This is a genomic window from Massilia sp. LXY-6 (genome assembly GCF_051233485.1).
Classification (GTDB): domain Bacteria; phylum Pseudomonadota; class Gammaproteobacteria; order Burkholderiales; family Burkholderiaceae_D; genus Telluria.
Window position 1 is genome coordinate 69,270 of record NZ_JBKFGF010000001.1, and the last position, 26,013, is coordinate 95,282.

Here is a 26,013-nt window from a genome sequence, read left to right on the forward strand (position 1 = left end):
TGGCTGCGCGACTTGCGCACCAAATACCTTGTAAAAATCAATGTCAGAACAGAGTAACAAGCCTTCGCCGAGCTCGGCGCGCGCAGCTTCCCCCGATCGCAATTCGACCCCATCGCGCCAGGATGCGGGCCGCACCGACACGCGCGCTCCGTTGACGAAGACGCCGGAGCTGCAGGCGAAGCCGGAGCGCGTGCACCGCGAGGCCGGCGAACGCCGCGCCGGCGATGGACGCCAGGAAGGTGGACGCAATGGCGCACAGGGTGGCCAGGGCAAGCCGCGCGCGCCCGCGCGCGCTCAGGCGCCCGCGGACGCGCCGCAGGGCGGCGAACGCGGACAGCAACGCAAGGCCGGCGACGGCGAGCAGCCGCGCAAGGAGCAGCCGAACACCGGGCGCAAGCCGCCGATGCGCACGCCGCTCCCGCCGATCACCTTCCCCGAAGACCTGCCGGTTTCCGGCCGCCGCAAGGAGATCGCCGAAGCATTGAGCAAGCACCAGGTCATCATCGTCTCCGGCGAAACCGGCTCCGGCAAGACGACCCAGCTGCCGAAGATCTGCCTGGAACTGGGGCGCGGCGAGAAGGGCATGATCGGCCACACCCAGCCGCGCCGGATCGCGGCATCGTCCACCGCCAAGCGCATCGCCCACGAACTGGGCACGCCGCTGGGCGAGCACGTGGGCTACAAGGTGCGCTTCAACGACACCCTGCAGCCGGGTGCCTGGGTCAAGCTGATGACCGACGGTATCCTGCTGGCCGAGACTCAGACCGATCCGCTGCTCAAGGCCTACGACACGATCATCATCGACGAGGCGCACGAGCGCAGCCTGAACATCGACTTCCTGCTCGGCTACCTGAAGCAGATCCTGCCGCGCCGGCCCGACCTGAAGATCATCATCACCTCGGCGACCATCGATGCCGAGCGTTTCGCGCGCCACTTCGGCACACCGGAGAAGCCGGTGCCGGTGATCGAGGTCTCGGGGCGCCTGTACAAGGTCGAGGTGCGCTACCGCCCGGTCGACCGCGACCCCGTCACGGCCGGCGCGCCGGCGAGCGACGGCAAATCGGTCTCGAAGGCGCAGGCCGCGCGCGACAAGCGCGACCTGATCGATGCCGTGGTCGATGGGGTCGACGAGCTCTGTCGCCTGGGCCAGGGCGACGTGCTGGTGTTCCTGCCCGGCGAGCGCGAGATCCGCGACTGCGCCGAAGCCTTGCGCAAGCAGCATCCGCCGCACGTCGAGATCCTGCCGCTGTTCGCCCGCCTGTCGGTCGAGGAGCAGGACCGCGTGTTCAAGACCACCAACGCGCGCCGCATCGTGCTGGCGACGAACGTGGCCGAGACCTCGCTGACCGTACCCGGCATCCGCTACGTGGTCGATTCCGGCCTGGCGCGCGTAAAACGCTACAGCTACCGCAACAAGGTCGAGCAGCTGCAGGTCGAGGCGATCGCGCAGTCGGCGGCCAACCAGCGCGCCGGCCGCTGCGGCCGCGTGGCCGACGGCGTCTGCATCCGCCTGTACGAGGAAGAAGACTTCCTGCAGCGTCCGAAATTCACCGAGCCGGAGATCCTGCGTTCCTCGCTGGCGGCCGTCATCCTGCGCATGAAGTCGCTGCACCTGACGGATGTGGAGACCTTCCCCTTCGTCGAGTCGCCGCAGGGCCGCGCGATCGCCGACGGTTACCAGCTGCTGCAGGAACTCGGCGCGGTCGACGACGCCAACGCGCTGACGCCGATGGGGCGCAAGCTGGCCAAGCTGCCGCTCGACCCGCGCGTGGGCCGCATGATCCTGGCCGCCGTCGACAATACCTGCCTGACCGAGATGCTGATCATCGCCTCCGCGCTGTCGGTGCAGGACCCGCGCGACCGGCCGATGGAATACCAGCAGCAGGCCGACGAGAAGCACAAGAAATTCGCCGACGAGAAGAGCGAGTTCCTCAGCTACGTGAAGATCTGGCGCTGGTTCGAGCAGGCCATCGAGCACAAGAAAACCAACCGCCAGCTGCAGGAGAACTGCCGCGAGAACTTCCTCTCGCAGGTCCGCCTGCGCGAATGGCGCGACGTGCATTCGCAGCTCTTCACCATCGTCAAGGAGCAGGGCTGGCGCATGAACGAAACGCCGGCCACCTACGATCAGCTGCACATGGCGCTGCTGACCGGCCTGCTGGGGAATATCGGCTACAAGATGGAAGACGAGGGGGGATCACAAAGCGGCGGCGCCTACCTGGGCGCGCGCGGCATCAAGTTCCACATCTGGCCGGGTTCCTACCTCGGCAAGAAGGCCGGCAAGTGGGTGATGGCGGCGGAACTGGTCGAGACCACGCGCCTGTACGCGCGCACGCTGGCCCAGATCCAGCCCGAGTGGGTCGAGAAGATCGGCGGGCACCTGCTGAAAAAATCCTGGGGCGAGCCGCGCTGGGAAAAGCGCAGCGCCCAGGTGACGGCGAGCGAGCGCGCGACCCTGTACGGCATCGTGGTCTACAGCCAGCGCCGCATCAACTACGCCAACATCAACCCTCAGGAAGCGCGCGAGATCCTGATCCGCGACGCGCTGGTGGGGGGCGACTACGAGACGCGTGCGCCGTTCTTCGCCCACAACCACAAGCTGATCAAGGAAATCGAGAACCTCGAACACAAGTCGCGGCGCCTCGACGTGCTGGTTGACGACCAGCTGATCGCGGCCTTCTACGACAAGGAGATCCCGGCCGACATCGTGAACGGCGCCGGCTTCGAAAAGTGGTACAAGGACGCCTCGCGCGACAATCCGAAGCTGCTGTTCCTGAACCGCGAAGAGCTGATGCGCCACGAGGCGGCCGGCGTCACGACCGAGCTGTTCCCGAAGACGATGAACGTCACCGGCATCGAGATGGGCCTCTCCTATCACTTCGAGCCGGGCAGCCCGCGGGACGGCGTGACCTTGACGGTACCGCTGTTCGCGCTGAACCAGATCCCGCACGAGCGCCCGGGCTGGCTGGTGCCGGGCATGCTGAAGGAGAAGGTGCAGTTGCTGTTGAAATCGCTGCCGCAGAAGCTGCGCCGCCACTGCGTGCCGTTGCCGGACTACGCGGCTAGCTTCTTCGACCGCAACCAGGACCCGGTGCGCTTCGGCCGCGGCGACCTGATCGACGCGCTGATCGCGGACATCCACCAGCACACCAGCGCGCGCGTGCTGACCACCGACTTCAAGCTGGAGACCCTGCCGGCCCACCTGTTCATGAATTTCAAGGTGGTGGACGAGCACGGCCGCCAGCTCGACATGGGGCGCAACCTGGCCACGCTCCAGGCGGAGCTGGGCGGCCAGGCGCGCCAGAGCTTCCAGCGCATGGCGGAATCCACGCCGGCCCAGGTGGCCAGCGGCCAGGCCAGCGCGCAGGCGGCCTTCGGCAAGGCGGCCAAGCCCGCCGCGGCGGCTTCCGCATACGCTGCCGACAAGGGTAAGGGCGGTGCAGGATCGGCTGCAAGCGCAGCGCCGGCCAACACCCCTGCGCCGGCCGCCACCAACATCACCAGCTGGAGCTTCGGCGAGCTGCCCGAACTGCTGGAGATCACCCAGGGCAAGTTGACCCTGATCGGTTTTCCGGCCCTGGTCGACAAGGGCACGCACTGCGACCTGGAAGTGTTCGACGACCCCAACGTGGCCGCGCGCACCCACCGCATCGGCCTGCGCCGCCTGTTCGCGCTGCAGTTCAAGGACCAGCTCAAGTTCGCCGAGAAAAACATCCCCGGCCTGCAGCAGATGGGCATGCAGTTCATGTCGGTGGGCTCGCCCGAGGACCTGCGCGAGCAGATCGTCAACAAGGCGATCGACATCGCCTGCCTGCAGGACCCGCTGCCGGTCGATGCCGCCTCCTTCAATAAGCGCAAGGACGAGGGCAAGGGCCGCATCGGCCTCCTGATCAACGAGATCGCGCGCCTGGCCGGCCAGATCCTGGCCGAGTTCCACGGCATGCCCAAGCGCCTGCAGAACTTGCCCCAGGCGGTGGCCGCCGACATGCAGGCCCAGTTGCAGGGGCTGGTGCACAAGCGCTTCATCGCCGACACCGAGTACAGCCAGCTGGCGCACTTCCCGCGCTATCTGAAGGCGATGAACGTGCGCCTCGAAAAGCTGCGCACCAATACCGCGCGCGACGCCCAGCTGATGGCGGAGTGGCAGGGCGCGGCCAGCCAGTTCCAGCGCACCATCAAGAACCAGCCGATGAAGAACCTCGATCCGCGCATGACGGACTTCCGCTGGATGCTGGAAGAGCTGCGCGTCTCGCTGTTCGCGCAGGAACTGAGGACGCCGATGCCGGTGTCTTCCAAACGTCTGCAGAAAGTATGGGAGTCGATGCTGCGATGAAGATGTCCACCCTGTTGCTGCGCCTTGCCCTGGCCGCGCCGGCGGCCTGCCTGCCCTTGCCCGGCGGGGCCGCGCCCGCAGCCGCGCCTGCAGCCGATTCGGCGGCGCCGGCCGCATCCGCCGCCGCGCCGCTGGCGATCGGCGACACCTGGACCATCGCCTCCGCCGCGCTCGGCGAAACCCGGCGCATCAACGTCTACGTCCCGGCTGGCATCCCGGCCGGCACCCCGCTGCCGGTGCTGTACATGCCGGACGGCGGCATGCTGGAAGACTTCCTGCACGTGGCCGGCCTGCTGCAGGTCGGCGCCGGCAACGGCACCGTGCGGCCCTTCTTGTTGGTGGGAATAGAAAACACGCAGCGCCGGCGCGACCTCACCGGCCCTACCGCGGTCGCCAAGGACCGCAGCATCGCACCAACGGTCGGCGGCTCGCAGGCCTACCGCAACTTCATCCGCACCGAGCTGATGCCGGAAGTGGAAAAGCGCTACCGCGTCACGCAGGAACGGGCGATCGTCGGCGAGTCGCTGGCCGGGCTGTTCGTGGTCGAGACGCTGGCGCTGGAGCCGGACCTGTTCGACACCTATATCGCGATCGACCCCAGCCTGTGGTGGAACGGCGGCCGGCTGGCGAAGCACCTGATCGCGCATCCGCCGTCCGCCGCGGCAAGGAAAACCCTGGTCGTCGCGGCCAGCGCCGACGGGCGGCCCGACATCGACGTCGCCGCGCTGGCGGCCAGCCTCGGCAAGGCGGGGCTGGGTTTCAGCTACGACGAGTGGCCGGGCGAGACCCATGCCACCATCTATCACCCGGCCGCGTTGAAGGCCTTCCGGGCCGTGCTCAAGCCGCGCTGAGCAGGTCCCGGCCCGTCTGGCCGGTGTGCCGCATTGATGGATCCAGGAAGAAGCGCAGCATTTCCTTGCTGGCGTTGGGCCCGCGGCTGTCCGTGTAGCTGCCCCGCGAGGTGCCGCCCGACCAGGCATGGCCGGCGCCGTGCACGGTCCATTGTTCGGCCAGCACGACGCCGTTCTTCCCCGCGTGGATGTGACGGATAAACGTTCTCCCGCCGGCTTCTCCGGTCTCCTCGAGGATGCGCAGGTTCGCATGCGCATCCGGCGTATGTGCGGCATAGCTGTCGAGGGATTGCTGCACCACGCCCGCGCTGTTTTGCCGGTGCACCGTGGCGTCGGCATCGCCATGGAAGACGATGACCGGGACGCCGGCAGGCGGTGCGGTATGGGCCAGCTTGTCCGGGTCGACGCCGTCGCGCATGGCCAGCATGGCGCCGACGCTGTCGGTCGCGCTGCCGTGCGCCAGGCCGGAATGGCTGCCGACCGCACTGAACAGCTCGGGATAGGTGCGCCCCAGGATGACTGCCATGGCCGCCCCCGACGACAGGCCGGCAACGGCGATGCGCGTTCTGTCGACGGCATACTCGGTGGCGATCTGCTGCGTGAGCCCCGCAAGCAGCGCCGGTTCCCCCTCGCCGTGCCGATGGTGGGCGGGATCGTACCAGTGCCAGCATTTGTTCCAGTGCGCGTCGGCGGATTGCTCGGGATACAGGACCAGGACATCGAGCTGCTCGGCCAGTTCGTTCATGCCGGTACCGAGGGCAAAATCGCTGGCGTCTTGTCCACAGCCATGCAGCATCACGACCAGCGGCATCGCCTGGCCGTGGTAATTGCTGGGAATAAAGAGCTTGTAGGGCAAGGTCCGCTGATCGGTTTTGAAGCCGCCCCGGATGAACTCGCCGCCGTGCCGAGCGCTGGAGGATGGAGACGGCGCGAAGAATTGGGCGCTGTTCCAAGGAGGAAAGGCAAAAGACGACCAGGCATCCAACACGTTTATGAACATTTTCATGACTCCTTATTGGTAGAAGTCTCCGGTTTACTTGTTATACCCAAGTATTGCGTCATGCTGCGCTGCAGCATATCAGCGTGCGCCGGGCTTTGCCGTAGGACGTTGCGCCAGCGCGACGCAATCCGGCCGAATGCTTGCCGGGTCGTGACATGGATGAAAGCGTATGGGAACGGATGGAGAAAGGCTGCGATCGTTCGTTCATCGCAGCCTTGGAGGATGGCATTCGAAGGGAGGGCGGCCCGAGGTGCTGTCATGGCCGCACCCTTGAGCCGTTACGGATCAGCCCGGTTTGCCGGGGTTTTTGTTGCCTGCCTGAGGCGCAGACTGTGTCGAGGGCGCACCCTGCGCATTGCCCTGGAACGAAGCGCCGTCGGCGCTTTGCAGGCTACCCGGGGCCTACATGCTGGTCTTGCCGCCACGTGTGCCTTCTTCCTGCTTGAACGGGTCGCGGAAGTTCTTCAATGCTTCCTCCTGCCGCTGCATGTTGCGCGTGGTCTCTTCCGACGCGGCGCGGCCGACTTCGTCCGCGAGCGCACGCGCGGTGCGGGACGTCTCCTGCACATGCTGCTCCGTCACCCGCGCCAGCTCGACCTGGGCCGTTGCGGCAAGACGCGAGAGATGCTGGTGGTAAGCGCGCAGTTTGTCGCTTGCAGGCTGGGCGCGGGATGCCGCGGCCGCAAGGGCGTCGTTGGGGCGCTCGGCCGTCATCAGGCGTTGGCTGGCGATGGCGGTCTCTTCGAGCAAGGTCTGGCTCAGCTGGATGTTGAGCTGGCAGACCTCCTGGAAGGAGCGCGTCAGGGATTTGGACAGGTCGTTGAAAAATGCGATCTGGGCATCGAAGTGCGAGCGCACGGCAGGGTTCACGGACTGCGGGAATGGATACATGGGATTCCTTTTCGCGTTTGGGAATGGCGTCGAGCGGCCTGATGAAAGGCAGCAATGCTGCCAAAAGGGCACAGATCACCGAGGATCGTGCACGGGAGGGGGGTACTATGCACTCTTTTTTAACGCAAGAGTGACAAGTTCTTCAGTATATTTTTGACCCTTAAATTCCCGCAATATCGGCAACGCTGTGCCCCGCTCCCATGCAATGCATGGAAGATCGGGGCACAGCCTGGATTCAGCCGATATTGCTGCCACGGATGTGGCTCAGGTCGGAGTCGCCGCCCTGGTTGCCGGCGCGTGGATCGGTGCTGATGCCGCTGCCGGAACCGAGGTCCCCCCCGCCCGCGCCGCTGCTCATGCCGGAACCGGCGCCGGTGCCGGTGCCGCCCGCATGGCCGGCGCCCATCGAACCCGCACCCGCGCCCATGCCCGCGCCGCCGCCCATCCTGCGCATCGCCACGTCCGGACCCATGCTGGGCGCGCCGCTACGATTCGGATCGGTGCCGTAGAAGCTGTGGATCTGGTTGGCCCACTGGACGTCGGCCATGTCGGGCCAGGCGTCCTTGTCGAAGCCGGGAGCGTTTTTCAGGCGCTCCTTGTCGATGTCCAGCACGAAGCGCTTGTTGACGGTGTCCAGGTGCAGGGCCTGCCAGGGCACGGCGAACAGTTTCTCGCCCATGCCGAGGAAGCCGCCAAAGGACAGCACCGCATAGGCGACTTGGCCGGTGTTCATGTCGAGCATGATTTCCTTGATGTCGCCCAGGTCGTCGTTGCTGCCGTTGACGACGCTGTCGCCGAGCAGGGTGTCGGCCCCCATCAGGTGGGGGCCGGGGCCGGCGCTGCCGGTGTCCTTGTACATGCCGTATTTGTCGCGGTCTGCATAACTCATGGCATTCTCCTGGTGTGTTGGTTATGAAAACACCCGATCAGGGTAAGAGACAGCGTATTCCCCCATTTGAGGATGATCAATTGTGTTTTGCTCCGCTTCGTATGAGAGATGCCGCACAGAACTAGCCATGCGACATGGTTATTCTGATAAGAAATTGGAGACAATCAACATGCCCCTCACTCAACGCTGCAACTACGCCGGCCCGCTCGGCAAGCTCATCCCGACCCGTTCGATCGCGTTCGAACTCGCCCATGCCCTGGCGATGCACCTGCGCGCTGCGCTGCGCCTGAGCCGCTGAGCCCCCAGGGCTTGACCGCGCCGCCATGGCCGGCCAATCCTGAGCGGATACGAGACGCAAACCGGCCTGAAGCGCGTACGCTAGACAGCCGGAAACGAATCAGTCGAGGTCGGACGCATCGTGGCGCTCGGCCACCTGTTCCTCGGGCTTGCCGCGCATGCGGTTGACCTTGCGGCCGCGCATCACGGCCGGGCGCGCCCCGACTTCGTCGGCCCAGCGCCGGACCTGCTGGTAGTTGTGCACCGACAGGAACTCCGCGGCCTCGTACAGCTCGCCCATCACCAGGCCGCCATACCAGGGCCAGATCGCCATGTCCGCGATCGTGTACTCGTCGCCGATGATGAAGCGGCGCTCGGCCAGCAGGCGGTCGAGCACGTCGAGCTGGCGCTTGGCTTCCATCGCGTAGCGGTTGATCGGGTACTCCAGCTTTTCCGGCGCATAGGCATAGAAATGGCCGAAGCCGCCGCCCACGAAGGGCGCAGAGCCCATCTGCCACATCAGCCAGTTGAAGGTCTCGGTGCGCGCCGGGATCTGTTGCGGCAGGAAAGCGCCGAACTTTTCCGCCAGGTAGACCAGGATCGAGCCGGATTCGAACACGCGCACCGGTTTCTCACCGCTGCGGTCGACCAGGGCCGGGATCTTCGAGTTCGGATTGATCTCGACGAAGCCGCTGCCGAACTGGGCACCTTCGTTGATCTTGATGAGCCAGGCATCGTATTCGGCGCCCGTGTTTCCGGCGGCGAGCAGCTCTTCGAGCATGATGGTGACCTTCTGGCCGTTCGGCGTGCCCAGCGAATACAACTGCAGCGGGTGCTTGCCCACCGGCAGTTCCTGCTCGTGGGTGGCGCCGGCGATCGGGCGGTTGATGTTGGCGAACGCGCCGCCCGACTGCGTGGCGGGCGACCAGACCCGTGGCGGGACGTAGGTCGAGAAGGGGTTCGAGCTGCCGGTCATCTTCATTCTCCTTGTCTGGATGCTATCGAGGAGAGTGATGATGCCGCAAAATCGGCGCGCTTGCCGAAGGCCATCGTGGCGTGCGCTAGCTGCCCGCCACGCTGGTCTTGGCCGGCTTCTTCTTTGGCTTCGGCAGCGGCATCAGGGCCGCCGTTTCCTCGATCAGGCGACGCAGCAGGCCAGGGTCGTCGAGCAGCTCGTCGGCGATCGGATAGTCCTTCGCGCCGGGATAGGGCGGCCCTTGCGGCAGCTCCGGCGCAAGGCTGGCCACGGCCCGGGACGGTTTGATGAACAGGCTGTTGTCGCAGGCGAAGGCGACGACCTTCTCGTCCAGGTAGAGCGCGTACTCTCCGAACAGCTTCCTGTACGTCAGCCGGCCGCCCAGCCGCGCCGTCTCGAGGACGTAGTCGACGAAGCTCATGTCGGTTGCCATGTGTGTCCGTTGGATGAGCAGGGTCAGGCTGCCGCTTTCCGCGGCGGCAGCGGCGCATCCGCCGGCACCAGTCCATCGGCCCGCAGCGCTTCCCAGAACGCCGCCGGGATCTCGATGTGCATCAGGGTCGCGTTGCGGTGCAGGTGTTCGGGGCTGCTGGTGCCGGGAATGGTGGCCGCCGCCACCGGATGCGCCATGCCGAACTGCAGCGCGGCCGCGGCCAGGTCGACGTGGTGGCGGCTTGCCACCTGGCGCAGGCGCTCGCGATGCGCGCGCTGTTCCTGGCTGGCCGGCCGGTAGTCGTAGTGCTCGCCGCCGGCCAGGAAGCCGGAGTTGAACGGCCCGCCCAGCACCACGTGGGCGCCGCGCGCGGCGCACAGCGGGAACAGTTCCCGCAGCGGCGTGGTTTCCATCAGCGTGTAGCGCCCGGCCAGCAGGAAGATGTCGGGATCGGAGTCGCGCAGCGCGCGCAGGCAGGGTTCGACCGTGTTCACGCCCAGGCCCCAGCCCTTGATGATGCCTTCCTCCCTCAGCCGTACCATGCCCTCGAAGGCGCCGCCGGGACCGGCCGCGATCCGGTAGTAATGCTCGAATTCGTTGCCGAACATGTCGGGCGAGAGGTCGTGCACGTAGGCGATGTCGATGTGGCCGAGCGCGAGGCGCTGCAGGCTGTCCTCGACCGAGCGGCGCACGCCGTCGGCGGTGTAGTCGATCACCCGCCTGAAGGGCAGGGCGCCGACGAAGGGACTCTGGATTTCGCCGGGCGAGTGCGGTGCCAGCAGGCGGCCGACCTTGGTCGACAGCGTGTACGCGTGGCGCGGATGGCGGCGCAGGGCCTGGCCGAAGCGGTGCTCGGACAGCCCGGCGCCGTAGTGCGGCGCAGTGTCGAAGTAGCGGATGCCGGCTTCCCAGGCGGCATCGACGGTCGCGATGGCCGCGGCGTCGCTGGTGGTGTGGTACATGTCGCCCAGCCCGGTGCCACCGAGGCCCAGGCGCGTGATCGGTCGATAGCGCTGGTTCACGGTGGCTCCTTTCTGCTATTTGGCGCTGCTCACCCGCCAGATCACATTCCCCACGTCGTCGGCGATCAGCAGGGCGCCTTCCCCATCCTGCGCCAATCCGACCGGCGCCCCGTACAGTTGCTTTTCGTCGGCCGAATGGAACCCGGTCACGACAGGCTGGGCCGGACCCTTGGGCATGCCGTTTTCAAACGGCACGTACACGACCTGGTAACCACTCAGCGGAGAACGATCCCAGCTGCCGTGTTCGGCGACGAATGCACCGCCCTTGTATTGCGGCAGGCCGTTCCCGGTGTAGAACCACAGTCCCAGTGCCGCCACGTGCGAGCCCAGGGCGTAATCCGGCTTGATGGCTTTCTTGACCAGGTCGGGCCGCTGGGGCATGACCCGATGGTCGACGTGCTGGCCGTAATAGCTGTAAGGCCAGCCGTAAAAACCTTTTTCCTGGACGGAGGTCATGTAATCCGGGACCAGGTCCGCGCCGATCTCGTCGCGCTCGTTGACGATGGCCCAGAGCTTTCCGGATTGCGGCTCCCACTGCAAGCCGGTCGGATTGCGCAGGCCCGTTGCAAACACGCGGCTCGCACCGGTTGCGGCGTCGACCTCCAGCACGGCGGCGCGCCGGTATTCCACATCCAGGCCGTTCTCCGTGATATTGCTGTTCGAGCCGCTGCCCACATACAGCTTCTTGCCATCCGGGCTGGCCAGCAGCGCTTTGGTCCAATGGTGGTTGACCGTGCTGGGCAGGTCGCCGAGCTCGGTTCCCGGGTCGGACATCTTCGTCTCTCCGGGGACGTAGTGGTACTTCATGATATTGCCGGTATTCGCCACGTATAAAGTGTCGCCGACGAGCTGGATACCGAAGGGGGAGTGCAGGTTTTCGATGTAAACGTGCTGTTCCCATTCACCGCTGCCACCGGGTTTCCTGCGCAGCAGGGTAACGCGGTTCCCGCCCTTGCCGCCCTTGCCCGAGCGGCCTTTGACAATCCCGGCGATGACCTGCTTCGGCGTCGTGACGGCTTCCTCTCCCGGGCCGTTCGCTTCCACGACCAGCACGTCCTGGTTGGGCAGGACGAGCAGCTGGCGTGGATGCTTCAGTCCGGACGCGATTCTTTCGATCTGTAAGCCGGGAACGACCTTTGGCATGGCGTTCCCCTGCCAGCCGACGCCGTCGGGGACCTGCATCGGCGGGACCAGGAAATCCTTTGCTTGAGGCAGCACCGGATTGCTGCCGATTTGCTGGGCCGGATCTACCCTTTTATTGTCGCCGCAAGCGCTCAATACCAGCGAAAGGCCGGCTGCCGTGATCAGCGTACGGCGCCATCCTTGTTTATACCTGTCCATGGCTGTACCCCTTGAAAGTTACTGTTTCCCCAGCCAGGATGATCCTGCCGATTCCCATCGCGAGCACCGTCACGATGGAAAGCCAGACCGCAGCGGGAATCACCGCATAGGCGTCCCGGCTGTGCACGAAGGCATTGAAGAGCGCGGCGATGATAGCCACCACATTGAGCCAGAAATTGATGGTCATGCCCGTGGTACGGACCCGGTGTTTTCCAAACCACACACGGCCGAGATTAATGAGCTGGGGAATGATGGCGATCACCAGGCCGATGCTGACGAGCCAGGCCGCGCTTTTCACCCACATCACGTTGGCGGTCTTGGCGTAGATGATGTCGAAGATCAGCACGGCCACAAAAAAGCCGAAAGGTATCGGGTCGAGCAGATTGAATATCGCCGATGTGATACTGAATCGGGACGGATGATTTTCTGTGTTCATGATGCGCCCTCATTGGATTGAATGAGCTGTTTCCAGCTCACGTTGGTCCAGTTCAGCCTAACATGATGATCAATTGCACGTCGCCATATTGAACAGCGGCAGCGTCAGCGCAGCAGCTTCAGGCCCGGCGGCAAGGCATCGCCGAACATGCGCGTGGCGCTGGCCTGGTCCAGTTCGACCACCTCGCGCACCATCGCCGCCCAGTTGCCCGGCGCGCCGCTCGCGGCCAGCTTGTGCAGCACCTGCTGGCGCAGCGCCTCGCCGATGTCGCGCGAACGGTCGCCGGTCTTGCGGGCGATGTGGGCGGCGGCGAAGCCGGCCGGTTCGATGCGCTTCCAGTCCAGCTGCAGCAGGATTTCCAGCCAGCGTTCGGCGGCCTCGATGGTGGCGACTTCGTGGGCGCTGGAGTGCAGCGACTGGCGTGCGCCGACCCTGGCCAAGGCCGCCAGCAAGCGCGCATAGGTGGCGGCGGTCTTTGGGTCCGGCTTCGGCGTCGAGGGAATTGCCATAATCCTCCCCAGCATCCAGTCGCCGATCTCGACCTTGTAGGCGGAAGGGATGCGCTCGAGCGAGGCGCCCAGGCGCAGCATGTCGTCCTCGCTGCCGTCGACCAGGGTGACGGGGCGTTTGGCCCTGTCGGCGGGTTCGGCTTGCAGGTTGAAGGCGAAGTCGTCGAGCAGGCGCAATTGCGAAGGTGTGGAGAGTCCCCCGGCCACGCGGCGCCACAGGGTCCACCATTCGGCGCGTACCTGGCTGTCCTTGTGGTATTGGACGCCGGTCTCGAACAGCGCCCACAGCTGCTCGACGCGCCATGCGTCGAGCGGGTGCCCGAAGCCGGGGCGCAGGCACCAGCCGGCCAGGTTGAGCCAGACCCGTTCGTGTTCGGCCGAGCGGCGCCGTCCCTTGGCGCGCTCCATCAGGGCGTCGAACAGGCGGCGCAGCAGCGGCGTTTCCCAGCGTTCGCGGCCGCCCAGCAGGTGCTCCAGGCTGGCGCGCAGCTGGCGTACCTCCCGGCTTTCGACCTGCTGGTTGCGGGCGCCGAAGATGCGGTCGATGCGCCCGATCGCATCGATCAAGCGGGGCGGCAGGGCGGCGGTGTCGGCCTGCTCTTCCTGCAGGTCCGGTTCGGCGCCGCGCAGCTGGAATTCGAGCTGCCAGCGCTGGCCGCTGCCGTCCTCGGCCACGCAATGCACTTCCAGCGTGCCGACCTCGGACAGCGAGGCCGCCAGCTGCACCGGTATCTCGGTTTTCAATCCCGCGGTCTGCGCGCGCAGCACGGTGGCGATGGCCGGCAGGCGCACTACCTCGGCCGGGTCGAGCTCGAGCAGGTCGCCGGGCCGGGGTGGTGTGCCCTGCGGATCGGCGGTGGTCGACACCAGGTGGAAGCGCACCGGCCGCCCCAGCCGCAGGGCGAAGCCGCGTTCCGCCAGGCGCACTTCGACGCCGGGCTTTTCGCCGCGCGGCAGCAGGCACACGGCCTTCAGCGCGGCGCCGGCTTGCGTGCGGGCTTGCATATCCTCCAGCAGCAGGAAATAGCTGCGCGCCGAGCCGCTTTCGATGGCCGGGGCCAGGCCCTGGCGCGCCAGCGAGTAGGCGACCGCGCCGCGCGCCACGGCGACGTCGGGGTCGGCGTTGTGCAGCACGCGGATTGGCTGGCGGCGCCAGGCGGACAGGGTATCGGCAAGGCGTTGCGCCAGCGGCGCCGCGCGGAACACGCCGCCGTTCAGCAAGAGCGTGTCCGGCACCGGCAGGGCGCTGTCGTCGTCGATGCCGAGCGCCTCGCGCGCCGCCTGTACATGCTGGCGCAGGAAGTCGGCCAGGTGGCGCGTGATGGCCGGATCGCTAGCATAGGGCAGGCCGAATTCGACGATGCCGGCGCGCGCCCGCTGCGCGCCTTCGCGGCTGTCGTTGAGCGGGAAGAAGCCATCCAGCACGATGCGCTCGACGTCCTCGCGCGTGAGCTGGGCGCTGCGGCTGGCGCCGATCAGGCGCGAACCCGTGCCCAGCAGGGTCACATTGACCTGGGCCGGCGCGTCGGGTGCGAGCAGCTGTTCCTTGGCCGCGCGGCAGCGTTCGGTCAGCTGGGCCAGGCGGGCGGCGGACAGGCGCGTGGTTTGATTCTGCTGGCCGTCCTGTGCCCCGTGTTGGGCAGCGAGCCGGGATTCGACCAGGTGGGCCAGCGCCAGGTCCATGTTGTCGCCGCCCAGGATCAGGTGGTTGCCCACGCCGATGCGGGTCAGCTTGGGGGCGCCGTCCTCCAGCGCCACCTTGACCAGGCTGAAGTCGGTGGTGCCGCCGCCGACGTCGGCCACCAGCACCAGGCGGGTGCCGGCCAGTTCTTCCTTGAGGGTGTCGCGGTGGCGGTGTAGCCAGTCGTACAGCGCGGCCTGCGGTTCCTCCAGCAATCGCAGCGAGGGCAGGCCGGCCAGGCGCGCCGCCTCCAAGGTGAGCGCACGTGCGCCTTCGTCGAAGGAAGCGGGAACGGTCAGGACCAGGTCCTGGTTCGCCAGTGGATGGCCGGGATGGCGCGCATCCCAGGCCGCGCGCAGGTAGGCCAGGTAGCTGGCGCTGGCCGCCACCGGCGAGACCTTCGGCACGTCGTCGGGCGCCCCCCAGGGGAGGATGGGGGCAGTGCGGTCGACGCCGTGGTGCGACAGCCAGCTCTTGGAAGATGCAACTAACCGACCTGGAGTTTGAGCGCCGAGCAGGCGGGCAAGGCGGCCGACCACGGCATCCGGCACGCCGGCCAGGTCGTCCTGGGCCGGCTGCGTGCCGGCCGGGTTCCTGGCCGTCCAGGGCAGTTGCAGCGCGCCCTGGGCCAGTTCGCCCGCAGCCGGATGGTAGCGGGCGGAAGGCAGCAGGAGGCTTGGTGCGACTTCGCCGGGCGCCACCAGCTGCTCGATGGCGAAGGTCTCGACCTGTTGCGAGCCTGGTGCGGCCTCGGGTGCAGCATAAGCCAGCACCGTGTTGGTGGTGCCGAGGTCGATGCCGACCAGCCAGGCCGGCGCTGCCGATGTGCCCACGCGCGCTTACTGCTGCTCGGTGGCGCGCACGTCGAACTCGACCTTCCAGCGCTGGCCTTCGCGCGAGACGGCGATCAGTTCGAGCGTGCCCGCTTCAGTCGCCAGCGCGTGCAGCCTCACCTGGGCGACGTCGCCGGGGGTGCGGCCTTCGGCGGGCAGCGTGGCCTGGATCTCGTTCAGTTCCTGCAGCTCGTCCGGACCCCAGAACTCGAGCACTTCGCCGATGCGGTCCTGGCGCCGGGTGGTCGAACCGAAGAAGCGGAAGTGCACCGGCTCTCCGACCACCAGGCCGAATTCCTGGCCCGGCAGTTCGAGTTCGCTGCCTTCTTCCATGCCGAAGGGCGCCACGCACAGGGCCGTGATCGGCGGTTCCATGCCGGGGATGGCCGGCATCGACGATTCCACGCCGACGTAGTAGGAGCGCGCCGTGCCGCCGCGGATGCGCACGCCGCCGCCGCGCCGCGCATAGCCGTAGTAGGCGGCGCCGCGGGCCACCGCCAGGTCGAGGTCGGCGCCTTCCAGCATGCGCGCCGGTTCCGCGCCTTCCATGTACAGCCAGTCGTTGATGGTGTCCATCACGCGCCGCGACAGGATCTCGGACTTGAACACGCCGCCGTTGAACAGCACCGCGGTCGGGTGCAGGAAAGTGTGTTCCGGTTCTACCCGCCCATTGAAGCCTTCCAGCTCCGCCGTGGCGCCGGCCTGCCGGGCCAGGAAGGCGGCCAGGTGGCGGGTGACCGCGGCGTCCTGCGCATACGGCAGGCCGACTTGCGTCAGGCCGGCGCGCGTGCGGGTGGCCGGGCGCGCGCTGGCTTCGACGCGCGGGAAGAAACCGTCGGTGATGAAGGCGGTGACTTCGTCGCGCGTGAGTTCGGTGCGGATCGAGCCGCCGATCAGCTTCGAGCCGCGGCTCGGCACGACGATCGGCCAGGTGGTGGCGTTGGCGTCGGCCAGCAAATGTTCCTTGGCGCCGCGGCAGGCGTAGGTGAGGGCGCGCATCTGCCAGGCGTCGAGCTGGGTGCCGTTCGCCTGCAGTTTTCTCGCCACCAAATGCGCCAGCGCGAGGTCCATGTTGTCGCCGCCCAGCAGGATGTGGTCGCCGACGGCGACGCGGTGCGGTTCCAGGGTGCCGTCGCGTTCGAGGATGGCGATCAGCGAGAAGTCGCTGGTGCCGCCGCCGACATCGACCACCAGCACGATGTCGCCGGCCTTGACCTGCTTGCGCCAGCGGCCGCCGCTGCCCTCGATCCAGCTGTACAGGGCCGCCTGCGGCTCTTCCAGCAGGGTCGGGGCCTTGTAGCCGGCGTTGCGCGCCGCTTCTGCGGTCAGCTCGCGCGCGCCCGGGTCGAAGGACGCGGGAATCGTCACGGTGACGGCCTGCTGGTCGAACGGCGCTTCCGGATGCGCGGCGTTCCAGGCATTGCGGATGTGTTCGAGGTAGCGGGTCGATGCCGTCAATGGCGAGACGCGCTCGACTTCTTCCGGCGCGTCCGGCGGCAGGATCGCGGCGCGGCGGTCCACGCTCGGATGGCTCAGCCAGCTCTTGGCCGAGGACACCAGGCGGATCGGCGTGCCGGCGCCGCGGCTACGCGCCATTTCTCCAATGATCGCCAATGAAGCGGGCGCGGCCTGGCCATCGGTCCAGGGCAGGGCCAGCTCGCCAGCCGCCAGTTCGTCCGGGTGCGGCAGGTACATGAAGGAAGGCAGCAGCGGCAGCGCCTCGACGGTGCCGGGGCCGCTCAGCTGCGGGATCGGCAGCACGCCCTGGTCGGCCTTCTCGCCGTCGCTGGCTTGCAGGTCGACATACGAGAGGGCGCTGTGGGTGGTGCCGAGGTCGATGCCGATGGCGTAGCGTGCGGTTTCCATGTTTGCGCTCACAGTTCCACCTCCGCCGGGGCGATGATGCTGGCGTCGTGCTTGTCGGCCAGCTGCGGCAGGCTCACCTTGGCGGCGCGCCAGCCGCGGTGGCTCAGGGTGCCGGTGAACGGCGCCTTGCCGACCACGTTGCCGGTCAGGCGCACGCTGGCGGCGTCGAAGCCTTCCTGCAGGGTGACGCGCGCGCCTTCAAGTTCCTTGCGCACCGGTTCGATCGTGAAGTGCTCGCGCAGCACGCGGGCGCAGCCTTCGTGCACGACGCGGGCGGCGGCGCCGATGTCGGCGTCGCTATACACGGTGATGTTCTCGTTGGCAAAGTCGATCAGGCGCGCCTCGCGCTGCAGCAGGGACAGCAGCTGCAGCGCGGCATCGGGCGTCGCCACGCGCAGCGGGGCCGCGGCCGGCGCGGGTGCGGGGGCCGGAGCTGGCGCAGGCTTGGGGGCTGGTGCCGGTGCCGGTGCGGCGATCGGGCCGATCTGGTCGTCGCGCACGCGCGCGGCGAACTCGGCATTGCCTGCAGTCTTGAAAAAGGCGCCAAAGGCGAGGGAAAGCCGGCTCCAGAAGGAGGGCAGATTGGTCTGTTGGCTCATGTTCTTTGTGTTGTCCGGTCCATGAAAGCGCGCATGATACCAGTTAGCCTACAAATGGATGGCGCAGCGCAGCGGTTCAAATAGCGGGATCGCCCGCAGCGGAAGGCTCGGCGGGCTGCCCGGCGGCGGGCGGCGCCGGCGTCTCGGCGGCCCGTACCAGCAGGGCGCGCGCATAGGCGTCGACATCGTCGAGTCCGCGCTTGATGATGGTGACCAGGGCCGGCAGCGGCGCCGCCTGGTGGTCCCATTCGGCGCGGCAGAATTCGCCGGTGCGCTTCAGGTCCTCGCCCAGGGCGGGATCGATCCAGCCCTTGGTTTCCAGCAGCGAGATCACTTCGCGCTCGTCGTGCGCCGGCCCGAGACCGAGCTGGGCCAGCACGTAGTCGCCCATCTCCACCACCGCTTCCCAGGCGCGGATCACGTTCAGCGTGGCCGCGTCCTGGCGCGTGATGTCGCCGACGAAGGTGGTCGGGTCCTTCTCGTACTCGTCGCGGGCACGCTTGATGCACCGTTCGATGGTGCCCGTCTTGCTGACCAGCAGATCGTTATCCATCGCGTCTCCTATCCGTTCAGGACCTTACGTTACAGGAGGAACATCAAGGCCGCCGCACAGGTGGGGCCGAGCGCGCCCAGCAGCAGCCAGACCGCGCCGATCGACTCGTCGGCGAAGCCGTGGCGCAGCAGCGCCGCGCCGGCCGGATTCGGCGCGTTGGCGATCACCGTCAGGCCGCCGCCGCCCACCGCGCCGGCCATCAGCATGTATTTCTCGTGCTCGGACAGGCCGCTGATCAGCGAGCCGAGGTAGGTCAGGGCGGCATTGTCGGTGACGGCCGTCAGGCCCAAGGCGCCGAAGAACAGGGCGGTCGGGCCGAGGCTGGAGACGACCGGTTGCAGCCACCACTGCTGCATGCCGCCCAGCACCACCAGGCCGGCCAGGAAGAAGCCGACCAGCAAGCCTTCCTTCAGGATCAGCGGCGACTGGTAGCGCTCGTAGGCCTGGGTAAAGCCGAGGAACAGCAGGAACAGGCCGAGGAACAGCACCGGATGGTGGGCCAGCAGCACCACCGCGGCCAGGAAGGCCAGGTGGATCAGCGCCACCAGCGGCGGCACCGGCGCCGTTTCTCCGTCGACGGAAGCATCGAGCTGGCGCAGGTGGGAGCGCAACAGGAAGGTGATGACGGTGGCGTTGAACATCACCGCCACCAGGGAACGCCAGCCGAGGTGCGTCAGCATGTACATGCTGTCCCAGCCCCAGGTGCCGGCCACCATCAGCACCGGCGGCGCCGCGTACGAGGTCAGGGTGCCGCCGATCGAGACGTTCACGAACAGCACGCCCAGCGCGCCGTACTTGAGCCATTCCGGCACGCCCTGGCGGAACACGGTGGGGGCCAGCATCAGCGCGGCCAGCGTCATCGCGGCCGGTTCGGTGATCAGCGAACCGGCCAGCGGCACCAGCGCCAGCGCCAGCCAGGCCTGCGCCACCTCGGAGCGTACCGGCGCCAGCCGGGCGAGCATGCGCAGCAGGGCGCGGGCCGCTTCCAGCACCGGACGCGAAGCGGCCACCACCATCACGACGAACACGAACAAGGGCTCGGTGTAGTGGCGCGACTCGGCATAGTCGATCGCCGCGGTGCTGCCCTCGACCAGGGCCATGAACACCATCAGCACGAAGGCCCAGAAACCGAACACGACCTCGACTTCGCCCAGCAGGTGGAACAGGCCGGCATGGCGCGGGTGGCGGTGCGCCAGCACCTCGAACATATGGGTCGAGAAGGTGTGCAGCAGGGCCAGGACGAACAGGACCAGGCCGATGGTGTGCATGGTCGTGGTCATCGCGGGGCCCCGGCGGGAGGCGTGCTGGTGTTGGGCATTATGCAAAGCAATTGAACAGAATGCCGCCATTATTTCATTTTTTGCAGGTGGGTGCGGCGTGTGCCAGTTCGGCATTCCAAAAGATAAAACTTGCCAAAACCTGAAGAGAATAGTACTGTATAAACATACAGTATTTCTTCGCATCATTCATGCGCATTGCTCATGCGAATTACCTATGATTAATTGCTCAGATTCCAACTCGGCAGCGCCGGAATCCCTGCATCCGTCGCTCTGGCGCGCCTCGCAGCTAGCGCGTTCGCATACCCGCTGCGTGGACACCGGCCATGCGGCCCTGTCGGCGCAATTGCCCGGCGGCGGCTGGCCGACCGGCGCCCTGGTCGACCTGCTGCTACAGCAGCCCGGCATCGGCGAGATGCGCCTGCTGCGTCCCGCCCTGGCGGCGGTGGCGGCGCGCCGCATCGTGCTGCTGCAGCCGCCCCATCCGCCGCAGGCGCTGGCCCTGGCCGCGCTGGGCGTGCCGCCCTCTCAGCTGATCTGGCTGCGCGCCAGCCGCACGGCCGATGCGCTGTGGGCCGCCGAACAGGTCTTGCGCAGCGGCAGTTGCGGCGCGCTGCTCTTCTGGCCGGGCCACGACAGGCAGAACCAGGTGCGCAGCGACAGCCTGCGCCGCCTGCACCTGGCGGCGCAGGGCGGCGAAACCCTGTTCTTCATGATGCGTCCGCTGGAGGCAGGGCAGGATGCCTCGCCGGCCCCGCTGCGCCTGGCGCTGCGGCCCCAGGCCGGCGGCCTGGACATCGATTTCGTCAAGCGCCGGGGGCCGCAGCGCGATGCGCCGCTGTTCCTGCCGCTTTCCTCCCATCTCGTACCAACCCAAGCACAACGCCATGCGCCTATGGATCGGCCTGTCCCTGCCCCGGCTGCCGCTCGAGGTCTTCAGCCCCAGCTGGTGCACTGACGCCGGCAGCGTCGTGCTCGAGCAGGAGCGCGTGCTGGCGCTGTCCGGCATGGCGCGTGCCGCCGGCGTCCAGCCCGGCATGCGGCGCGGCGGCGTGCTGATGTTGATGCCCGAGGCCCAGCTGCACGAGCGCTCGGCGCAGCGCGAGGCCGAGGCCCTGGTCGCGGTGGCGATGGCGATGCTGCAGTACACGCCGCAGGTGACCGAAGCCGAGGAGGGCACCCTCTTGATGGACGTCGGCGCCAGCCTGCGTCTGTTCGGCGGCGTGCTGGCGCTGTGCCGGCGCGTGCGCGCGAACGTGCGCGCGCTGGGCTTCACCGCCTCGCTCGGCTGCGCCCCGACCGCGCGCGGCGCCTGGCTGCTGGCGCGCGCCGGCGGGCGTGCCGGTGCGCATGCGGGCGGCCGGCGCACGCTCAAGATGCCGTCGCTGGTGCGCCGCCTCGACCTGCTCGACCTGCTGCTGGCGCCGCCGGCGCGCCCGTTCGCGGCCTGGTTCGACGGCATCGGCTGCGCCACTTTCGGCGAGCTGCGGCGCCTGCCGCGCCCCGGCCTGCAGCGGCGCTGCGGCCGCGCGCTGCTCGACCTGGTCGATGCCGCCTACGGTCTGAGCCCCGAACTGCACGAGTGGATCGCCGCGCCCGAGACCTTCGCCGCGCGCCTCGAACTGTTCGACCGCATCGACGACGCCGAACTATTGCTGGCCGGCGCCCGGCGCCTGCTGCTGCAGCTGACCGGCTGGTTGTGCGCGCGCCAGCTCGCGGTCGAGCGCATCGTGCTCAGCCTCGAACACGAGCGGGGCAGGGTAGCGCGCGCGCCGACCTGCGTCGAAGTGGCGCTGGCCGAACCGGCCTGGCGCGACGAGCACCTGGTGCGCCTGCTGAAGGAACGCCTGGCCAAGCTGGTGCTGGAGGCGCCGGTGATCGGCCTGGGGCTGGAAGCGCAGCAGCTGCAGCCGATGGCGCCGCCCAACGAATCGCTGTTCCCGGAGCCGGGCGGCACCGAGGAAGACCGCATGCGCATGCTGGAGCTGCTGGTGGCGCGCCTGGGCGCCGACAACGTGCTGCAGGCGCTGCCGATGGCCGACTACCGCCCCGAGCAGGCGAACCTGTGGGTACCGGTGCAGCCGCATTTGCAACCGAGGGTCAGCGGCCAGGCGCGCAAACCGCAGATGCCGCCCGACGTGATGAGCCTGCCGCGCCCGACCTGGCTGCTGGCCAAGCCGATCGCGCTGTTGATGCGCGACCACCGGCCCTTCTACGGCTCGCCGCTGCGCATGGCCTCGAATCCGGAGCGGATCGAGGCCGGCTGGTGGAACGGGCCGCAGACGCGCGACTATTTCATCGCCGAGGGACGCGACCATGCGCTGTACTGGGTGTACCGCGAACGCATCGGGGCTGACGACACCGAGCCGCGCTGGTACTTGCACGGCTTGTTTGGCTAGGCGAAGAGGCCCCGCATCAGCCGTAGGCATGCAATTCGAGTGCGATCTTGCGGAGCGTCCGTATCCCGGACCGGTCTGCCCGGTCGCACCAGTCGACCAGGTAGGCAAGCAGCTCCTGCGGCGGCGCCAGCTTCCATTCCCACAGTTGTTTCAGCTCCTCGCGCATGCGCTGCACATGGGCCAGCCATTCATACTGGCTGACCAGGGCGGCCAGTGCATGCTTCTCGGCGTCGGAAAGATATTCCGGTTCGTGCCGCAGCAAGCACTCCGCCTGGCGACGCGAGCGCGGATCGAGGCCGCTGCCGGAGCTGGACCGGCATTCTTCCCGCAAGGCGCGCGCCGCCATGGCGCCAAAGCTGCGCATGATATGGTGGCGGTATTCGCCGATACCGGCGACGGTCTTTTCGGTCAGCGGCAGATCGCGTTTTCCCGAGGGCGACTGCGGCACCACCGCCCGGACATGCGCCAGGCCGAGCGCTTGGAGCAGGCGGATATAGCACCAGCCGATATCGAGTTCGAACCAGCGCGCGGACAACTTGGCCGAGGTCGGAAAGGTGTGGTGGTTATTGTGCAGCTCTTCGCCGCCGACGAGAATGCCAACCGGGATGATATTGGTGGCGGCATGGGGGCCGTCGAAGTTGCGGTAGCCCTTGTAATGGCCGAGGCCGTTGATGATGCCCGCGGCGCACACCGGGATCCACAGCATCTGTACACCCCAGACGCTTGCCCCGATCGCGCCAAACATCAGGATGTCCGCAACCAGCAGCAGACCAACTCCTTGCCATGTGTAACGCGAGTAGATGTGGCGCTCCGGCCAGTCGTCGGGGGTGCCGGCGCCGTAGCGTTGCAGGGTCGCCGCGACACGCGCTTCCCGCCGATACAGTTCCGCCCCCTGAAACAATACCTGGCCGATCCCGAACAGCCTCGGACTGTGCGGGTCGCCGTCCTTCTCGCAGTGTGCGTGATGCTTGCGATGGACCGCGACCCACTCGCGCGTGACCATGCCGGTCGATAGCCATAACCAGAAGCGGAATGCATGGGCCACCACGGGGTGCAAATCGAGCGCGCGATGGGCCTGGCATCGGTGCAGGTAGACAGTCACCGCGACAATCGTCAGGTGCGTGGTCAGCAAGGTGTAGCCGATGATCTGCCAGACATTCCACCGGAGCAGGCCGCCTTCGAGCAACTGGAAGACATTGTCCATGAACACTCCCGGGAAAGTTTGGAAAACCGGCGGACGGCGCCTGTCGCCACGAGTGTAAGTGGGATCGGCATGGCGGGTCGCTGCATTGATGTGCGGCACGCGTCCAAAAGTGCTAGGTGAAGCAAGGCGATGGGTGTACTGTCATCTCTCGGTGCGGGCCAACCGGCGAACAGCCGAACGATCTCGCGAGCCTGCGGCGCCGCGACTTTCCTGTGAGGGCATCATGGAAGAATCACCTGTTCTGCCACCTTCCGCGGCAGCTTTCGGCATATCCTTCGACGGACGGGCATATCACTATCGGGAATACAGCTACGATCGGCTGGCGGACGCGCTCGACTATGCAAGGCTGGACCGGACCAGGCCCGGTTTCCGCGAAGACGCCACGCCGCGCCGCTGGGCGCAATGGGCCGGACCAACGCCGGAAGAGCAGCTGGAAATGGCGTCGCACGGGATCGTTTATGAGCGCGGCCATTATTGTTATGGCCCGTATCGCTATGATCTGCTGTCTGCCGCCCTCGATTATGCGAAGCACGAACCGGGACTCTCACGGCCGGGAAGCCGGCAAGAAGGGTAGGGAGCGATGAAGAAGAATCAGGCAGAAGCGCGACTGCTCGCTCCCGGCCAGTTGTGCTTGCTATTGACGCTGTCGCGCGATCTGCTCCAGACCGACGAGGCGAGCGGTGCGCTCGACATGATCGGCCAGGCCCTGGTCGAGCTGGTCCGGCCCCAATCGGCCCTGCTGCTCCTGCGCGGCGATCGGCTGGATATCGTCGAGTTCGATCACTACGGCGCCGCCCATCCAGCGGGCACCGCCCATCCGCTGTATCAAACCGGCATGTCCTTGTTGTCCGGTCTCGGGGGCGCTACGGACGACAGGACTCATGAGGACCGGCAGCGCCGACAGCCCAGGTCGCGCACGCTTGCCTTGGCGGTGCCGGAGCAGGGCCCAGTTGCCGTCCTGGCTGTTGCATGGGACCATGACCTGGAAGCGGCCGAGTTCGATGAATGCAAGCGGACGCTATCGTACATCCTGCAACTGGCTGCAGCAGCGCTGGGCAAGATCGAGGCACACAGCGCCTTGGAGCGGCGCATGTGCGACCAGCGCGAAGAAATCGCGAACACGTCCGTGACGCATGCTGCGGAACTGGCGCGGCGGGACGAGGTGGCAGCCGCAATGCGGATGCTGTCGCTCACCGACGTCCTGACAGGCTTGTACAACCGGCGCGGTTTCCTACTGCAGGCAGAACAGATCTACAAGGTGGCGCGGCGCCAGCACACGAAAAGCGCGGTGATCTTCGCGGACATCGATGGCCTGAAGCGCATGAACGATGAACTGGGGCACGATGCCGGCGATCGCCTGATCCGGGACGCCGCGCTGGTTTTCCGCGAATCCTTTCGCCACGCCGATGTGGTGGCGCGTCTTGGCGGCGACGAGTTCGTCGCCTATACGCTGGACGACGAGCAGCCTGACGTCATCCTGCAGCGTATCCAGGCCAAGCTTCGCGCGTTCAACCTGATGCAGGAACGGCCATACGCCGTTTCGATCAGCGCCGGGGCCGTGCAGTGCGATGCGAATAGCGGACAAACGCTGTCGCATTACATCCTTCTGGCAGACGCACAGATGTATGCCCAGAAGCGTACTCGCATGCACCAAGCGGCGTGCCCGCAGGCCCGGTGAAACCGCAGTTTTTCCGTGCCGAGCGACTCTTCGCCTTCCGTGGTCCCGCCCGGCGGCCATGCTTTCGTTTCTCGCGCTCTCCAGCCTTATTTCCGGACTCCAATACCAAAAAATAGATTCGCAAATCTTCGGCATGTGCGTCAAAAAGAGCGCATAGTCCGATACTTGCATGCGATCTTCAGTGATCGTGATCCTTCCAGGCAGCCTTTGCTGCCCTGCCCATGAGCGCCAGGCGCATCGACGCATCCCATCTGGCGCGTCCTATTCCAAGCATGCCATTTTATTGAAGGTACCCCATGTATCCATTTCCGCAATCCGTCAATCCCGCACTCCGCTCGCACCTCGATGCCCAGGTCGCATTCTTCAACGAGCTGTCCCAGGTCATGTCACGCAGCTTCCAGCAGGTCGGTCAACTGAATATGCAGCTGAACCAGACACTGTTCGAGGAAGCCGCCAACATCGGCCAGCGCTTGCTGACGACCGAGCGCCCGACCGACGCGATGTCGGCCGCGGCCGCGCGTGCCCAGCCCGCCACCGAAAAACTGCGTACCTATCACCAGCATCTTTCCCAGATCGCTTCCGCCACCCAGGTCGACCTGGCGCAGGTCACCGAACGGCACGTGCAGGAAACTTCACGCACCGCCCGCGTGCTGGCGGACGACGTGACGCGCGTCGCCGCTGACGAAACCAACAAGACCATGCGCGAGCACGAGGAAACCGTGAAGAACTTCCGCGACCCGTTCGATCAGGAAGCCACGCGGGCCGAGAAGGCCGGCGCCCAATTCCGGGGCAACCTGCAAAGCGGCGGTGACGAGGCCGAGGCCCGAGGGAAGGCCGATGGGCCGGCCGGCAAGATCAGCGCACAGGGCAATATGCAGGGCAACCAGGTCCGTGAGCCTGGCAGCAAGAATCCTGGCCAGTCGCGTTGATCTTTCTGCCCGACCCAGAGCATCCGCGTCGGGCACC

Annotated in this window: 22 protein-coding genes; 8 read left to right on the forward strand and 14 right to left on the reverse strand. The window is 67.0% G+C overall.

The features are described from left to right. The first annotated feature begins 40 nt into the window (after positions 1-40). Positions 41-4,333, forward strand: coding sequence for an ATP-dependent RNA helicase HrpA (hrpA, locus tag ACI48D_RS00315; RefSeq protein WP_435569205.1), 4,293 nt, complete (start codon positions 41-43; stop codon positions 4,331-4,333). Continuing rightward, the gene (locus ACI48D_RS00320) at positions 4,330-5,184 is read left to right on the forward strand and encodes an alpha/beta hydrolase (RefSeq protein ID WP_435569206.1); all 855 of its coding nucleotides are present in this window, start codon (positions 4,330-4,332) and stop codon (positions 5,182-5,184) included. The genes hrpA and ACI48D_RS00320 overlap by 4 nt, the downstream gene beginning before the upstream one ends. Here ACI48D_RS00320 and ACI48D_RS00325 read toward each other — a convergent pair. From ACI48D_RS00325 to ACI48D_RS00335, 3 genes are all read right to left on the reverse strand, one after another. Further along, positions 5,171-6,190 (reverse strand): extracellular catalytic domain type 1 short-chain-length polyhydroxyalkanoate depolymerase, encoded by a 1,020-nt coding sequence (locus ACI48D_RS00325; protein ID WP_435569207.1) that lies wholly within the window; start codon positions 6,188-6,190, stop codon positions 5,171-5,173. The genes ACI48D_RS00320 and ACI48D_RS00325 overlap by 14 nt on opposite strands. 396 nt (positions 6,191-6,586) lie before the next feature. Further along, a complete protein-coding gene (locus ACI48D_RS00330; protein ID WP_435569208.1) occupies positions 6,587-7,075 on the reverse strand; it encodes a phasin family protein in 489 nt (162 codons plus the stop codon). Between the two features lie 235 nt (positions 7,076-7,310). Next, a complete protein-coding gene (locus tag ACI48D_RS00335; protein WP_435569209.1) occupies positions 7,311-7,964 on the reverse strand; it encodes a PRC-barrel domain-containing protein in 654 nt (217 codons plus the stop codon). A gap of 169 nt (positions 7,965-8,133) precedes the next feature. On the opposite strand from ACI48D_RS00335, the gene ACI48D_RS00340 reads away from it, so the two are divergent. Next, complete coding sequence (locus ACI48D_RS00340; protein WP_435569210.1) at positions 8,134-8,262, forward strand: hypothetical protein; 129 nt, start codon at positions 8,134-8,136, stop codon at positions 8,260-8,262. A 99-nt stretch (positions 8,263-8,361) separates the two neighbouring features. On the opposite strand, the gene yghU is transcribed toward ACI48D_RS00340, so the two are convergent. The 10 genes from yghU to ACI48D_RS00390 all read right to left on the reverse strand — a co-directional run bounded on the left by yghU (position 8,362) and on the right by ACI48D_RS00390 (position 19,769). Beyond that, entirely contained in the window at positions 8,362-9,216 is an 855-nt protein-coding gene (gene yghU, locus ACI48D_RS00345; RefSeq protein ID WP_435569211.1) for a glutathione-dependent disulfide-bond oxidoreductase, read from the reverse strand. Positions 9,217-9,301: 85 nt separating this feature from the next. Further along, positions 9,302-9,649, reverse strand: a complete 348-nt coding sequence (locus tag ACI48D_RS00350; protein ID WP_435569212.1) for a TfoX/Sxy family protein — start codon at positions 9,647-9,649, stop codon at positions 9,302-9,304. A gap of 23 nt (positions 9,650-9,672) precedes the next feature. Next, positions 9,673-10,671: an aldo/keto reductase gene (locus ACI48D_RS00355; protein ID WP_435569213.1), complete on the reverse strand. Its 999-nt coding sequence runs from the start codon at positions 10,669-10,671 to the stop codon at positions 9,673-9,675. A 15-nt stretch (positions 10,672-10,686) separates the two neighbouring features. Beyond that, on the reverse strand, positions 10,687-12,012 hold the full coding sequence (locus ACI48D_RS00360; protein WP_435569214.1) for a PQQ-dependent sugar dehydrogenase: 1,326 nt from the start codon (positions 12,010-12,012) through the stop codon (positions 10,687-10,689). Continuing rightward, on the reverse strand, positions 11,999-12,448 hold the full coding sequence (locus tag ACI48D_RS00365) for a DUF2231 domain-containing protein (RefSeq protein ID WP_435569215.1): 450 nt from the start codon (positions 12,446-12,448) through the stop codon (positions 11,999-12,001). Before ACI48D_RS00365 ends, ACI48D_RS00360 begins: the two co-directional genes overlap by 14 nt. 104 nt (positions 12,449-12,552) lie before the next feature. Beyond that, complete coding sequence (locus tag ACI48D_RS00370) at positions 12,553-15,471, reverse strand: Hsp70 family protein (protein ID WP_435569216.1); 2,919 nt, start codon at positions 15,469-15,471, stop codon at positions 12,553-12,555. 6 nt (positions 15,472-15,477) lie between these two features. After that, positions 15,478-17,337 (reverse strand): Hsp70 family protein, encoded by a 1,860-nt coding sequence (locus ACI48D_RS00375; protein WP_435569217.1) that lies wholly within the window; start codon positions 17,335-17,337, stop codon positions 15,478-15,480. A gap of 8 nt (positions 17,338-17,345) precedes the next feature. Next, entirely contained in the window at positions 17,346-17,936 is a 591-nt protein-coding gene (locus ACI48D_RS00380; protein WP_435569218.1) for a DUF2760 domain-containing protein, read from the reverse strand. 76 nt (positions 17,937-18,012) lie between these two features. After that, a complete protein-coding gene (hepT, locus tag ACI48D_RS00385; protein WP_435569219.1) occupies positions 18,013-18,489 on the reverse strand; it encodes a type VII toxin-antitoxin system HepT family RNase toxin in 477 nt (158 codons plus the stop codon). A gap of 29 nt (positions 18,490-18,518) precedes the next feature. Then, entirely contained in the window at positions 18,519-19,769 is a 1,251-nt protein-coding gene (locus ACI48D_RS00390) for a putative Na+/H+ antiporter (protein ID WP_435569220.1), read from the reverse strand. A gap of 214 nt (positions 19,770-19,983) precedes the next feature. On the opposite strand from ACI48D_RS00390, the gene imuA reads away from it, so the two are divergent. Both imuA and ACI48D_RS00400 read left to right on the forward strand, forming a co-directional pair. Then, positions 19,984-20,724: a translesion DNA synthesis-associated protein ImuA gene (imuA, locus tag ACI48D_RS00395; protein WP_435569221.1), complete on the forward strand. Its 741-nt coding sequence runs from the start codon at positions 19,984-19,986 to the stop codon at positions 20,722-20,724. Beyond that, the gene (locus tag ACI48D_RS00400) at positions 20,654-22,165 is read left to right on the forward strand and encodes a Y-family DNA polymerase (RefSeq protein ID WP_435569222.1); all 1,512 of its coding nucleotides are present in this window, start codon (positions 20,654-20,656) and stop codon (positions 22,163-22,165) included. The genes imuA and ACI48D_RS00400 overlap by 71 nt, the downstream gene beginning before the upstream one ends. A gap of 16 nt (positions 22,166-22,181) precedes the next feature. On the opposite strand, the gene ACI48D_RS00405 is transcribed toward ACI48D_RS00400, so the two are convergent. After that, entirely contained in the window at positions 22,182-23,369 is a 1,188-nt protein-coding gene (locus ACI48D_RS00405; protein ID WP_435569223.1) for a DesA family fatty acid desaturase, read from the reverse strand. Positions 23,370-23,592: 223 nt separating this feature from the next. On the opposite strand from ACI48D_RS00405, the gene ACI48D_RS00410 reads away from it, so the two are divergent. From ACI48D_RS00410 to ACI48D_RS00420, 3 genes are all read left to right on the forward strand, one after another. Then, complete coding sequence (locus ACI48D_RS00410) at positions 23,593-23,943, forward strand: hypothetical protein (RefSeq protein WP_435569224.1); 351 nt, start codon at positions 23,593-23,595, stop codon at positions 23,941-23,943. A 6-nt stretch (positions 23,944-23,949) separates the two neighbouring features. Continuing rightward, the gene (locus ACI48D_RS00415) at positions 23,950-25,047 is read left to right on the forward strand and encodes a diguanylate cyclase (protein ID WP_435569225.1); all 1,098 of its coding nucleotides are present in this window, start codon (positions 23,950-23,952) and stop codon (positions 25,045-25,047) included. A 296-nt stretch (positions 25,048-25,343) separates the two neighbouring features. Further along, positions 25,344-25,976 carry a phasin family protein gene (locus tag ACI48D_RS00420; protein ID WP_435569226.1) on the forward strand — a complete coding sequence of 211 codons (633 nt, stop codon included), beginning with the start codon at positions 25,344-25,346 and terminating at the stop codon, positions 25,974-25,976. The last annotated feature ends 37 nt before the right edge of the window (positions 25,977-26,013 follow it).

Bases quoted from the DNA above. Each gene is read 5' to 3' on its own strand.
- ACI48D_RS00320 (WP_435569206.1), top strand. From the start codon at position 4,330: ATGAAGATGTCCACCCTGTTGCTGCGCCTTGCCCTGGCCGCGCCGGCG.
- ACI48D_RS00380 (WP_435569218.1), bottom strand. From the start codon at position 17,936: ATGAGCCAACAGACCAATCTGCCCTCCTTCTGGAGCCGGCTTTCCCTC.
- yghU (WP_435569211.1), bottom strand. From the start codon at position 9,216: ATGACCGGCAGCTCGAACCCCTTCTCGACCTACGTCCCGCCACGGGTC.
- imuA (WP_435569221.1), top strand. From the start codon at position 19,984: ATGATTAATTGCTCAGATTCCAACTCGGCAGCGCCGGAATCCCTGCAT.
- ACI48D_RS00410 (WP_435569224.1), top strand. From the start codon at position 23,593: ATGGAAGAATCACCTGTTCTGCCACCTTCCGCGGCAGCTTTCGGCATA.
- ACI48D_RS00375 (WP_435569217.1), bottom strand. From the start codon at position 17,337: ATGGAAACCGCACGCTACGCCATCGGCATCGACCTCGGCACCACCCAC.
- ACI48D_RS00330 (WP_435569208.1), bottom strand. From the start codon at position 7,075: ATGTATCCATTCCCGCAGTCCGTGAACCCTGCCGTGCGCTCGCACTTC.
- ACI48D_RS00335 (WP_435569209.1), bottom strand. From the start codon at position 7,964: ATGAGTTATGCAGACCGCGACAAATACGGCATGTACAAGGACACCGGC.
- hepT (WP_435569219.1), bottom strand. From the start codon at position 18,489: ATGGATAACGATCTGCTGGTCAGCAAGACGGGCACCATCGAACGGTGC.
- ACI48D_RS00350 (WP_435569212.1), bottom strand. From the start codon at position 9,649: ATGGCAACCGACATGAGCTTCGTCGACTACGTCCTCGAGACGGCGCGG.
- ACI48D_RS00360 (WP_435569214.1), bottom strand. From the start codon at position 12,012: ATGGACAGGTATAAACAAGGATGGCGCCGTACGCTGATCACGGCAGCC.
- ACI48D_RS00325 (WP_435569207.1), bottom strand. From the start codon at position 6,190: ATGAAAATGTTCATAAACGTGTTGGATGCCTGGTCGTCTTTTGCCTTT.
- hrpA (WP_435569205.1), top strand. From the start codon at position 41: ATGTCAGAACAGAGTAACAAGCCTTCGCCGAGCTCGGCGCGCGCAGCT.
- ACI48D_RS00400 (WP_435569222.1), top strand. From the start codon at position 20,654: ATGCGCCTATGGATCGGCCTGTCCCTGCCCCGGCTGCCGCTCGAGGTC.
- ACI48D_RS00390 (WP_435569220.1), bottom strand. From the start codon at position 19,769: ATGACCACGACCATGCACACCATCGGCCTGGTCCTGTTCGTCCTGGCC.
- ACI48D_RS00340 (WP_435569210.1), top strand. From the start codon at position 8,134: ATGCCCCTCACTCAACGCTGCAACTACGCCGGCCCGCTCGGCAAGCTC.
- ACI48D_RS00365 (WP_435569215.1), bottom strand. From the start codon at position 12,448: ATGAACACAGAAAATCATCCGTCCCGATTCAGTATCACATCGGCGATA.
- ACI48D_RS00405 (WP_435569223.1), bottom strand. From the start codon at position 23,369: ATGGACAATGTCTTCCAGTTGCTCGAAGGCGGCCTGCTCCGGTGGAAT.
- ACI48D_RS00420 (WP_435569226.1), top strand. From the start codon at position 25,344: ATGTATCCATTTCCGCAATCCGTCAATCCCGCACTCCGCTCGCACCTC.
- ACI48D_RS00415 (WP_435569225.1), top strand. From the start codon at position 23,950: ATGAAGAAGAATCAGGCAGAAGCGCGACTGCTCGCTCCCGGCCAGTTG.